We start from the raw sequence: 11,947 nt of genomic DNA, 5'->3' as shown, positions 1-11,947 counted from the left end.
AACCAGCAGCGCGGTAGCTCTCGGGCCCGATCACAACCCGTAGGTGCGCTGGGGGGAACCGGAAGTCCCTCGCCGGGACAGGCCGAGGAGCGGGCAGGTGAGGGCGCCGAGGACGGCGGCCACGGTGGCGCCCCGGAAGACGTAGTGCACCTGGGCGATCCCGGCATCGACGAGCGCGCGCTTGTCCGACGGGTCGGGAAGTGCGGCGACGACGGTGTAATAGTGCCGCAGCCCGATCGCGGTGAGCAGCGCGATGCCGACGACCATGCCGATCATCCGGGAGACGACGACCAGCGCGCTGGCGCTTCCGTGGGCGTCCTGCGGGGAGTCGGCCAGGGCGGCGTTGTTGATCGGGGCCAGAGCGAGGCCGAGCCCAAAACCGGCAAGGGCGAGAACGGCATACGAGGAAAGGGCGGTGAACGAGCCGCGGCCATAGGTGGACAGCACGACCAAGCCCGTTGCGGCCAGCAGCAGGCCCACACCGGCGACCAGCCCGTCGCCGAAGCGGCGCAGCAGCCACCCGCCAACGACCGCACCGACGGGCACGGCGAGCAGGAAGCGGACCAGGATCAGCGCGCCCGCAGTGGCCGGGCTGGGGCCCCCCGATGTCTGGACATGCACCAGCCGGGCGAGCAGCGGCACGTCGACGACGACCGCCACCAGCGCGACGCCGACGCAGAGCGAGACGACTAACGCCCAGCCGGTCCGCCCGCGCACGACCCCGCGCGGGATGACCGGATTGGGCGAGCGGCGGTGGACCACGGCATACCCGAGAGCCAGGAGCCCGGCGAGGGGAAGCAGCGCGAGCCCGAGCGGACCGACGACCTCCTTCTCCGGGTCCGAGGCGGCAAAGGTGAGCACGACGGCGCCGAGCGATCCCCCGAGCAGGGCCGCGCCCAGCGGATCGGCCCGCCGCAGCGCCGGCCAACTCGCAAGCACCATGAGCGTGACGGCGAGCAGGGTCAGGCCCAGGCCGAGCACGCCGATCGGGGTGGCCAGGCGCGAGGTCATCGTCCCGAACGGCACAAAGGGCGTGCCCAGCGAGACGCTCGTCGTCAACCGGTCGGGGGCCCACAACGCCAGACCGAGCGTGGCCGCCGCCAACGCCACCACAACCGTCCGGATGCCGCTCGCTCGCCACCCGCCTCCCCCCGGGGCACGCGCGACGCCTGAGACACCGGCGGCACTCGCGACCAGCAACGCGAGCACAACCCCCGCGATCGCGTTGAGCCAGAAGATCATCCGCCAATCGGCAACCATGAGAACGAGGGCGCCGAGCACGGGGCCGAGCACGGAACCCAGCTCTTGGACGCCACCGACGACGCCGAGCGGCAACCCGCGTCTCTCGGGGGGCCAGAGCGCGGCCACGATCGCCAGCGTCGCCGGCACGAGTCCCCCGCCGCCGACGCCCTGGATGACCCGGCCGGCGACGAGGACCTTCAACTCGACCGCCAACGCGGTGACGGCCGACCCGGCGACAAAGATCGCCAAGCACCCGAGCAGCACGCGTTGCCGGTCGAGCAGGTCGGCCAGGCGCCCGATGAGCGGCAGCACCGCGATATACCCGAGCAGGAAGCCGCTGATGATCGGGGCAGCGCGTTGCAGGTTCTCGATGCCCAGCCCGACGCCCTGCATCATGTCGGTCAGGGCGAGCACGACGACATAGGTGTCCGCTGCCGCCAAGCTGACCGCGATCGAAGCGAACGTCAGCAGCGTCCGCGCCCGCGCCGGCACGGGACGGCGGGTCACGATGGCTGCAGGTCACGGTCGCCCAGGTCACGGCTGCTGGATGTCGATGGTCTTGCCGTAGTCGGTCAGGATGACGGTGTAGGTGGAGCTGACTCCCTGGTAGAAGGTGCCGGTGACCTTGGCCTGGCGCAACTCGCCGGTCGCCGGCAGGATCCCGAAGTTCGCATCGAAGGTCGACGCCGCGTCACCGAGACGCAGCAAGTCCTGGATGACGTTCCCGGGGATCTTGGCCGTGTAGGTCTGCAGCACCTCCTTGCCGAACCGCTCCTCCTTGCCGAGGGCTGGCCCGGTGGCCTTGGTGAGCAGGCTGGACAGGCCGGTGTCGGGGGTGAACAGCTTCCCGGGGTTGGGCGCGCCGAGGTCCTCCAAGTCGACGGGCATCAGCTTGGGGGTGAACAGCGACATCCAGGTCTTCTCGCCGATCGCGACCATGTCGACGGTCGCCGGGGTGCCGTTGACCACGGCGCTGACCGTGCCCTTGAACTTCGGCGTGGTCGCATCGATGATCCCCGTCCCCTTGGCCGCGGACACCCCGCTGTTGCCCTGGGGGATGTCGATGCTCGACTTCAGGTCGAGCCCAACCCCCTTGGCGCCGTCGAGGACCGATTTGGCCTTGGCCAGCGCCGCCGCCGGGTCGGCCGTGGGCGCGGCCTCCTCGTCACCGCCGCAGGCGGCGACGCCGACCGGCAGGCACACCACGGCCGCGGCCAGGACGAGACGTCGACGCATGGGCCAGACGATACCCGGCCGTGCAGGGCCGGTCTCACTCCTGCCCGAGCGAACTCACCCACACGGTGGCCAGCATGAGGTTGTCGGTATGCGAGTTGGTGATCCCGAGCGTCAGGCTCCGCTCGACCGGCTCGAGCTGCTCGAGGGTGTCGTACTGCGAGTCCAAGAGCGCGGGGGGCATGAAGTGGCCTTGCCGGGCCCGCATCCGGCCGAGGATGACCTCCTTGTCCCCCGCGAGGTGGACGAACACGACACCGCCGCCGGCCCGGCGCAGCCGGTCGCGATAGACCTTGCGCAGGGCCGAGCAGCTGACGACCGTATGGTGCCCGGCCGCCCGCTGCTTGTTCATCCAGTCGACGAGCAAGTCCAGCCACGGCCAGCGGTCCTCGTCGGTCAGCGGGTGCCCGGCCGCCATCTTGTCCACATTGGCCTTGGGGTGGAACAGATCGGCCTCGCCGAACTCGGCGCCCAACTCGGTCGCCAACGCCGCACCCAGCGTCGACTTGCCACACCCGGACACACCCATCACCACGACATGCGTTGGCGCACTCATCAGTCGTCTCCGTTCTCGATCTCGCCGGCCAAGTCCACACACCGCTGAGCCGCAGCGGCATCGTCGATGCCGAGCGTCGCCAGGATCGCCGGGATCGCCCGTTCCAGCGGCTGCGCCGCCAATTCGACGTATGCCGCTCCCTGCGCGTCGGTGACCGGGGCCCCCTTTCCGCTCAGGTGCAGCACCCACGCCGCGATCGCCCGCAACGCCCCGGTGGCCGGCCGGCCGGCGGCCAACTCGCCTTGGGCCGTCGGGACGATCCGGATCGGGACCTTCTGGGAGCCGTCCGCGGCGATCTGGGCGAGCAGGTGCCGGATCCGCGGATTGGCGAAGCGCTCGACCAGGGCCTGGCGGTAGGCGGTCAGCTCGGCCTCGGGCAGCGGCAAGTGGCGGCAGGCCTCGTCCCACCACTCCTCGACCCAGCCGCGGACGACCGGGTCGGTGATCGCGTCGGCGACGGTGGCGTGGCCGCGGATCGGCGCGGCATACGCCATCAGGGAGTGGGAGCCGTTGAGCAGCCACAGCTTGCGGTGCTCCCACGGGACGATGTCAGCAACGAACCGGGCGCCGACCTCCTCCCAACGCGGGCGGCCGGCCCGGAACTCGCCGGAGAGCACCCACTCCAAATAGGGCTCGGTCACGACCGCGGCCGGGTCGTCGATCCCCCTGGCGCGCAACGCGTCCAAGTCCGCGTCGGTGGCGCGCGGGGTGATCCGGTCGACCATCGTGGTGACGAAGGTGATGTTCTCGGCGATCCAGCCGGATAGCCCCGAGTCGACGGCCTGCGCCATCTCGGTGAGCACCCGCTCGGCCATCTCGCCGTTGTCGGGGACGTTGTCGCACGGCAGGACCGTGAAGCCGCCAAAACCCTTCTCGCGGCGCACCATCAGGGCAAGGATGAGCTTGCCGGGCGCGGTCGTGACCTCCGCGCCGAGGCCGTCGGCCCGCAGCTTCGCGATGTCTGCGACCACCTCGGGGTCGCTCTGGTCGAGGCCGCCGTCGGCGGATCGGCGGTAGCCGGCCTCGGTGACCGTCGTCGAGACGAATGCGAGGTCGGGAAGCTCGAAGACCCTCCGCCAGGCGTCGAGCTCATCGGAGCCATGAACCTCGGTCAGCGACGAAATCGTCTCGGGCACATCGCCATCCGCGGCCTGAACCACAAGGGTATAGACCCCGTCCTGGTCGGCGATGTCTTGAGCCGGGCCGAGCGCCATACCGGTGAATGCCGCGATCCCCCAGTCGGCGGCATCCGGCGCATGCTCGGTGAACCAGCACTGGTGGGCGCGGAAGAAGTTCCCGAGCCCGAGGTGGACACTGCGCACGGGTGCGGCCGGGCGGCCGTCGGCGCGGGAGGGACGTCGGGCAGCGTGAGCGTCGTCGGTCACAGCTTGAAGGCCTTTCTCGGGTTGGTCGCGACCAGGGCACGGGCGGTGTCCAGCGCCTCATCCTCCTCCAACCTATGCGTTGCCACCAGCTCGGCGAGGAAGGCGCAGTCGAGCCGACGGGAGAGATCGTGCCGCGCCGGGATGGAGCAGAACGCCCGGGTGTCGTCGATGAAGCCGCTCATCCGGGAGAAGCCGGCGATATCGCTGACCGCTCCCTGGAAGCGGCGGATGGCGTCGGGGGCGTCAAGGAACCACCAGGGCGCCCCGGCGAACACGCTCGGATAGAAGCCGGCAAGCGGGGCGATCTCGCGCGAGAAGGTGTCGCCGTCGAGGGTGAACAGCACCACCTGGAAGCCGGGAGCGAGCCCGACCTCGGCAAGCAGCGACTGCAGCCCAGTGGTCCACTCGACCGCGATCGGGATGTCGCAACCGGTGTCGGCACCAAAGCGATTGAAGGATGCCTGGCTGTGGTTGCGGGCCACCGCGGGGTGCAGGGTCATCACCAGGCCGTCGTCGACGGCCATGCGGGCCATCTCGACGAGCAGGAAGCGCCGCAACGCGGTCGCCTCGTCCGCGTTGGCCTCGCCCGAGCGGCAGCGCGCGAACAGCCGGTGCGCCTCCGCGTCGTCGAGGACGAGGGTCACGACATCGGCATGGCTGTGGTCGGTCGAGACCGCGCCGTGGTCCTTGAAATACTGCCGCCTGGTCGCCAGCGCCTCGCGGAAGCCGGCGTATGTGCCGGTGTCGACGCCGGCCGCTTCCCCAAGGGCGTCGACCAACTCGCTCCAGCCCTCCCGGCCCGGCTCGAGATAACGGTCCGGGCGGAACGTCGGCATGACCCTCCCGGCGAAGGACTCGTCGGCGGCGAGCGCATCGTGGTGGTGCAGGTCGTCGCACGGATCGTCGGTTGTCGCGATGATCTCGATGCCGAACCGTTCGAACAGCGCCCGCGGCCGGAACTCGGGGGTCGCGAGCGCGGCGGCGATCTGGCCGTAAATCGCGTCCGCCGTCTCCGCGCTAGGCCGCTCGGTGACGCCGAAGATGTCGTGCAGTTCCGCCTCCATCCAAAAGCGGATCGCCGTGCCGCGATAGACCGGCCAGTGCTCGCAGAAGAGTCGCCAGGCGGCCCGTTTGCCCGCCTCATCCAGCTCACTGCCCCCGACCCCAAGCGCCGCCAGGTCGACCCCGGCCGAGTGCATCAGCCTGGTGACGTAATGGTCGGGGCTGATCAGCAGCGTCGTCGGGTCGGAGAACGGGATGTCCTGCGCCAACCACTCCGGGGGCACGTGTCCGTGCGGGCTGATGATCGGCAGACCGGAAACCTCGGCATACAGGCGCCGCGCGATGTCGCGGGTGCCGGGGTCGGCGGGGAGGAGCCGGTTGGGGTGCGGGGCGAGCTGCGGCATACGGCCTATCCTGCTGCGCCGAACTCGCGCGGACAACACCTCGGACGCGGGCGAATCGATCCCGCTTGCCTCTGCCGGGATCTCGGGGGACAGTTGGGCATGGCCAACACCCCTGTCCCCGACGGACTCGCCGCCTCGGCGGCCCGTCTCGGCGGTCCCGATGGCGCCCTCACCGACTCCGAGGCCCACGACTTCATCATCGAGCAGTTGCGCGCCCATCCCTTCGACGGCAAGAGCGTGTGCGTGCTCGTCCCCGACGCGACCCGCGTCTGTCCGCTGCCGATGCTGATGCGAGCCGTGCACGAGGGGTTGCACGGGCGGGTGAGCAAGCTGACCGTCCTGGTGGCGCTCGGGACCCACTCGGCGATGGACGAGCCGGCCCTGGCCAAGATGCTCGGGTATGACCCCGGCCGGCTGGCGGACACCTATCCCGGCACCGAAGTGCTCAACCACGAGTGGTGGAAGCCGGAGACCTTCGCCGATCTGGGGACCGTCCCGGCCGCCCGCATCGAGGAACTGTCCGGGGGTCGGATGTCCGAGGATGTCCAGGTGCTCCTCAACAAGGCCGTCGTCGAGCACGACATCGCGTTGGTCGTCGGGCCGGTGCTGCCGCACGAGGTAGTCGGGATCTCCGGCGGCAACAAGTACTTCTTCCCCGGTGTCGCCGGGCAGAAGATCATCGACGTCTCGCACTGGCTGGGCGCCCTGATCACCTCGGCAGAGATTATCGGGACCACCGGGATCACGCCGGTGCGCGCGCTGATCAACGACGGTTCCGCGCTCATCCCTGGCGAGAAGCTCGCCGTCAAGGTCGTCACCGCCGAGGGCGGGGGCCTGCACTCGGTGTCGTTCGGGACCACCGAGGCGGCCTGGGCCTCGGCGGCGGAGGTGTGCGCGGCCACGCACGTCGAGTACCTCGAGGCACCGGTCAAGCGCGTGCTCTCGATCGTGCCGGAGATGTATGACGAGATCTGGACGGGGGCAAAGGGGTTCTACAAGCTCGAGCCGGTGGTCGCCGAGGACGGCGAGGTCATCCTGTATGCCCCGCATATCACCGAGGTCGCCCGCAATCACCCGCAGATCCTCGAGATCGGCTATCACTGCCGCGACTACTTCGTGAAGCAGTGGGAGCGGTTCAAGGACGTCCACTGGGGGGTGCTCGCCCACTCCACCCACCTGCGCGGAGCCGGCACGTATGACGCCGACACCGGCGAGGAGACGCTGCGTGCCAGGGTGACGCTCGCGACCCGGATCCCGCGAGAGGTGTGCGAGTCGATCAACCTCGGCTACCTCGACCCGGACTCGATCGACATCGCCGACTTCGAAGCCGACCCTGACACCCTCGTGGTGCCCAACGCCGGCGAGATCCTCTTCCGCCTCCGGGAGGGCTGAGTCGTCGAGGCCCTGATCGACGCCATCGCGCGGGAGCTCCCGGCGACCGGCCGGCTCGGCGTCGCCTATTCCGGCGGGGTCGACTCGGCGACCCTGCTGGCGGTCGCCCGGCGGGTGCTGGGCCGCGACCGGGTGCTCGCGATTCTCGCCGTGTCTGCCTCGCTGCCCGCCGCCGAGCGCCGCTCCGCGGTCGAGTTGGCTGCGGCGATCGATGCCCCGCTCGTGGAGATCGTCACCCGCGAGTTGGACCGGCCAGCGTATGCCGCCAACGGCCCGGACCGCTGCTTCCACTGCAAGGACGAGCTGTTCACCCGGATCGACGCGAGCCTCGTCGCCAAGCATGGGCTGGTCGCGATCGCCTACGGCGAGAACGCGGATGACACTCAGCGGCCGGATCGGCCCGGGACGCGAGCGGCCAGCGAGCACCGGGTGTTGCGCCCGCTCGCGGCGGCCGGGATCACCAAGGCGCAGGTGCGCCGGCTCGCCGCATCGCTGGATCTGCCCGTCGCCGACAAGCCGGCCGCCCCCTGCCTGGCCTCCCGGATCCCGCACCACGAGCCGGTGACCGCCGAGAAGTTGCGGCAGATCGAGCAGGCCGAGGACGGCGTGCGTGGACTGGGTGTGCGCGATGTCCGGGTGCGGCATCACGGTGAGATCGCTCGGGTCGAGCTCGACTCCGGCTCGTTGAATCGGTTGGGGGACGCGGATTTTCGGGCAGCGGTGCGGGAGGCTGCGCTGGCCGCCGGCTTCCGGTTCGTCACGATCGACCTGGCCGGCATCCAGTCGGGCGCGTTCACCTTGCCGCTCGTCGCCGTCCGCCATGGCTGACGATCCCCTCGACGGCATCGCCGAGCTCGATCACGACCGTCCCGCCCGGCGCGGCTTCCCCGAGGCCGTCTATGCCGAGGGCAAGACGGTGACGCACGTTCGCGCCATCGCCCGCTCGTATGCCGCGCGCGCCGCCTCCGGTGCGAGCGACCCGCCCGTGCTGTTCACCCGGTGCGATCCCGAGCGCGCCGCAGCGGTCCTCGCGGAGCTGCCGGATGCGGCATGCGACGACATCGCGCGGCTGGTCGTGTGGCCGCCGGACCCGCCGCAGCCGAGCGGCGGCCTCGTCCTCGTCGTCGCGGCCGGAACCTCCGACCTGCCGGTGGCCCGCGAAGCCCTGCTGACGCTGCGGCATCTCGGCCGCCCCGCCGACCTGGTCGCCGACGTCGGGGTGGCCGGAATCCATCGGATTCTCGGTCGCGTCCAGCGCTTGCGCGAGGCTCGGTGCATTGTCGTTGTGGCCGGCATGGACGGCGCCCTCCCGAGCGTCGTCGCAGGACTCGTCTCTGCCCCAGTCGTTGCCGTGCCGACGTCGGTGGGCTATGGCGCCGCGTTCGGCGGGATCGCGCCGCTGTTGACGATGCTCAACGCGTGCGCGCCGGGGATCGGCGTGGTCAACATCGACAATGGATATGGCGCCGGGCACCTCGCCGCACAGATCGCCAGGTCCTGATCGCCTGGGTGGCGCCCAATTCAGGGCTGGTCGGCTTCCTCGGCCAGAAGCCCTCCGGGCACGATGCCAGCCTCGTGGGCTGCGGCATGAGCCCGGGCCAAGACCTCCGATTCGGGCAGTCCCAGCACTGCCGCAGTGTCCGTGACGTCGCCGAATTCCGCTGCGGCGTGGACGATTCTCCCGCCCCGCAACCCGGCCTTGATCCGCACAGGACGACCGCCGACGGAGACGGTCGCCCATCCTCGGTCCAGTTGCGGCCGGAGCAGTTCGTGCACGCGCACGCCCAGCGTGCTGGTCTGGGTGAGAACGAGATCCACGAGATGGTCCCGGTTGTCGAGCGTGGCGAGGACCGAAAAGGTATGCGCCGGACGACCCTTCTTCATCACGATCGGGGTCAGCCAGGCGTCGGCGGCACCCGCCGCGAGGGCCGCCGCGATCAGTCCCGGCCACAGCCGCGGGTCGAGGTCATCGACATTGGCCTCGATGAGCGCCATCGTGGCTTCGCCGTCCTCGTCCGCATCCCCGAGGAGCGCCCGAACGATATTGGGGCGGTCGGGCGTGTCGCGGGTGCCGGCCCCGATTCCGGTGCGCGCCAATACCATTGATGGCATACCGGCACTAGCGGAGGCGAGAACGCGCACTAGCGCTGCGCCGGTCGGCGTCGCACACTCCCCCGCACGGTGGGCGGTCACCCGCCAGCCGGTCAGCAGCTCGGTCACCGCGGGCCCGGGAACCGGGAGCAGGCCGTGCGCGGTCGTGACCACACCGGAGCCGACCTCGACCGGGCCAGCCGTCAGCTGCGCGACGCCGAGCGACACGTAGGCCGCGCACCCCCCGACGATGTCGGCGATCGAGTCCCAGCCGCCGACCTCGTGGAAGTGGACGTCATCCGGTTCGACACCGTGCACGCGCCCTTCGGCAGCGGCCAACTCGGCGAACACCCGCAACGCCAACTCGCGCACCGGCTCATCGAGGGCGGCCCCGCCCCCGATAAGCCCACGGATATCGGCCCACGAGCGATGCGGCTGATCCGGCACGCACAGCGTGATGTCGACCTTGACCGCCCTGACCGAGCCGCGGGCTTCGGTGCGGATCGACACGTCCACGGTCTCCGGGAGCACCGCGGCGACCGAGCGGCATACAAAATCACGATCGGCACCGGCGTCGAGAAAGGCGCCAAGAAGCATGTCCCCCGAGACACCCGCCGCGAGGTCGAGCCACGCGATCCGCCGCGACGCCATGCGTCATCCAACCACGACTCGCCAGCAACTCCTGGTCTCCTGCGGTGGTGTCAGCGTCGATCCCCTGATGGAATGGGTGACCGCCCGCGGTGCGGCGGGCACTCGATCAGAGAGGACGAGACGAATGCTGCGACCGCAGGACAGCGCCACCCGGGAGACCAAGAACCTCGATGGGTTGTGGGAGTTCCGGCTGGACGGTGACGGGGTGGGACGCGAGGAGCAGTGGTTCGCCGCGCCGCTCGCCGATTCTCGGGCGATGGCGGTTCCAGCGAGCTTCAACGACATCATGACCGACCACGAGACCCGCTCCTTCTTCGGTGACATCTGGTATCAGCGCGTCGTCCGTGTCCCGCGGGGATGGGCCGGGCAACGGATCGTCCTATATGCCGAGTCGGCCACCCACCGCGCCACGGTGTGGGTTGACGACACTGAAGTCGTCTCCCACGAGGGTGGCTACCTGCCGTTCGAGGCCGACGTCACCGACCACGTCACCCCGGGCGAGGAGGTGCGGATCACGTTCTGCGTCGACAACACCCTCTCCTTCCAGAGCATCCCACCGGGCGTCATCACCGACACCCCGAGCGGCAAGAAGCAGATCTACTGGCACGACTTCTTCAACTATGCGGGAATTCACCGCAGCGTGTGGCTCACCACTCGTCCGGCCGCACACATCGACGACATCACCGTTGTCACCGGTTTCGAGGGTGCCACGGGATCGGTGGACTACACCGTAGCCACCGCCGGTGACGGCGGCAGTGTCCGGGTGATCCTGCGCGACGCCGACGGGGCCGAAGTGGCCACGGCCGACGGCGCCGAGGGCAGCCTCGCGGTGCCCGACGTGCACTTGTGGGGTCCCGGCGACGGCTACCTCTATGACCTGGAGGTCCAACTGCGCTCCGGCGACGGCGTGGCCGACTCCTATCGCCAACGCGTGGGCATCCGCACCGTCGCCGTCGACGGCATCCGCTTCCTGATCAACGGCGAGCCGTTCCACTTCCGCGGGTTCGGCATGCACGAGGACCACATCACGGTCGGCAAACAACACAACAACGCGCTCATGCTGCGCGACTTCGAGCTGTTGGAGTGGATCGGCGCCAACAGCTTCCGCACCTCGCACTATCCCTACGCCGAGGACGTGCTCGACTACGCCGACCGGATGGGAATCGTCGTCATCGACGAGACCGCGGCCGTTGGGCTCAACCAGGGCCTGGGCGGCGGCATCTTCGGCGGCCAGGGCTATCAGACGTTCTCACCCGAGACCTCCAATGACCAGACCCAGGCGGTGCACGCCCAGCACATCCGGGAGCTGATCGCCCGAGACAAGAACCATCCGTGTGTGGCGATCTGGTCGATCGCCAACGAGCCCGAGTCCGACACCGAGGGCGCCGAGAATTACTTCCGGCCCCTGTTCGACGTTGCCCGCCAAGCCGATCCGACCCGGCCGGTTGGTTTCGTCAACGTCATGCTCGCCCCGCACGGCAAGTGCCGGGTCAGCCAGTTCGGCGACGTAATCATGCTCAATCGCTACTACGGCTGGTATGTCAACACCGGGGACCTCGAGGGGGCGAAGATCGGGCTGCGGGCCGAGTTGGAGGGGTGGGCAAGCGAGGGCAAGCCGATCATCTTCACCGAGTATGGCGCCGACACGATGCCCGGCCTGCACCAACTGCCGAGCGAGCCGTGGAGCGAGGAATACCAGCTCGCCTACCTGGACGCCAACCACGCGGTGTTCGATGAGTTCGACGCCGTCGTCGGCGAGCAGATGTGGAACTTCGCCGACTTCGCGACCACGTCGGGCATCATGCGCGTTGGCGGCAACAAGAAGGGCGCGTTCACCAAGGACCGTCAGCCCAAGGCCGCCGCCTACAACTTGCGGGCCCGCTGGACCGCCCGAGACTGAACCCGCTGACTAGGGCATCTCTGTCAAATGTCGGGGTCCCCGCAAAGTATCGGAGCGACTGGGTCCCACGCTCTGCGTGGGCGAACTTCGT

Annotated in this window: 10 protein-coding genes; 4 read left to right on the top strand and 6 right to left on the bottom strand. The window is 69.7% G+C overall.

Annotated elements, in window-relative coordinates:
- Positions 1-30: 30 nt before the first annotated feature.
- Genes V9G19_RS09980 through uxaC form a run of 5 tightly spaced genes read right to left on the bottom strand, consistent with a single transcriptional unit; the run spans position 31 to position 5,822 of the window.
- Complete coding sequence (locus V9G19_RS09980; protein WP_462285319.1) at positions 31-1,749, bottom strand: MFS transporter; 1,719 nt, start codon at positions 1,747-1,749, stop codon at positions 31-33.
- A gap of 27 nt (positions 1,750-1,776) precedes the next feature.
- On the bottom strand, positions 1,777-2,478 hold the full coding sequence (locus V9G19_RS09975) for an LppX_LprAFG lipoprotein (RefSeq protein WP_462285318.1): 702 nt from the start codon (positions 2,476-2,478) through the stop codon (positions 1,777-1,779).
- A 34-nt stretch (positions 2,479-2,512) separates the two neighbouring features.
- Positions 2,513-3,031, bottom strand: a complete 519-nt coding sequence (locus V9G19_RS09970) for a gluconokinase (protein ID WP_462285317.1) — start codon at positions 3,029-3,031, stop codon at positions 2,513-2,515.
- Positions 3,031-4,416 carry a mannitol dehydrogenase family protein gene (locus tag V9G19_RS09965; RefSeq protein ID WP_462285316.1) on the bottom strand — a complete coding sequence of 462 codons (1,386 nt, stop codon included), beginning with the start codon at positions 4,414-4,416 and terminating at the stop codon, positions 3,031-3,033. Before V9G19_RS09965 ends, V9G19_RS09970 begins: the two co-directional genes overlap by 1 nt.
- A complete protein-coding gene (gene uxaC / locus V9G19_RS09960; protein WP_462285315.1) occupies positions 4,413-5,822 on the bottom strand; it encodes a glucuronate isomerase in 1,410 nt (469 codons plus the stop codon). Before uxaC ends, V9G19_RS09965 begins: the two co-directional genes overlap by 4 nt.
- A gap of 99 nt (positions 5,823-5,921) precedes the next feature.
- Here uxaC and V9G19_RS09955 point away from each other — a divergent pair, with 99 nt between their 5' ends.
- From V9G19_RS09955 to larB, 3 genes are read left to right on the top strand one after another with little or no spacing between them, the layout of a single operon-like run.
- Entirely contained in the window at positions 5,922-7,214 is a 1,293-nt protein-coding gene (locus tag V9G19_RS09955) for a lactate racemase domain-containing protein (protein ID WP_462285314.1), read from the top strand.
- Between the two features lie 12 nt (positions 7,215-7,226).
- Entirely contained in the window at positions 7,227-8,042 is an 816-nt protein-coding gene (larE, locus tag V9G19_RS09950; RefSeq protein ID WP_462285450.1) for an ATP-dependent sacrificial sulfur transferase LarE, read from the top strand.
- Positions 8,035-8,715, top strand: a complete 681-nt coding sequence (gene larB, locus V9G19_RS09945; RefSeq protein ID WP_462285313.1) for a nickel pincer cofactor biosynthesis protein LarB — start codon at positions 8,035-8,037, stop codon at positions 8,713-8,715. Before larE ends, larB begins: the two co-directional genes overlap by 8 nt.
- Positions 8,716-8,735: 20 nt before the next feature.
- On the opposite strand, the gene larC is transcribed toward larB, so the two are convergent.
- Entirely contained in the window at positions 8,736-9,956 is a 1,221-nt protein-coding gene (gene larC / locus V9G19_RS09940; RefSeq protein WP_462285312.1) for a nickel pincer cofactor biosynthesis protein LarC, read from the bottom strand.
- Positions 9,957-10,080: 124 nt separating this feature from the next.
- Between larC and uidA the strand changes: the two genes are divergently transcribed.
- Positions 10,081-11,856, top strand: a complete 1,776-nt coding sequence (gene uidA, locus V9G19_RS09935; RefSeq protein WP_462285311.1) for a beta-glucuronidase — start codon at positions 10,081-10,083, stop codon at positions 11,854-11,856.
- Positions 11,857-11,947: the final 91 nt, after the last annotated feature.

The sequence above is a fragment of the Nostocoides sp. genome (assembly GCF_037045025.1).
GTDB lineage: Bacteria > Actinomycetota > Actinomycetes > Actinomycetales > Dermatophilaceae > Nostocoides_A.
This window is presented reverse-complemented; position numbering and strand designations above follow the sequence as displayed.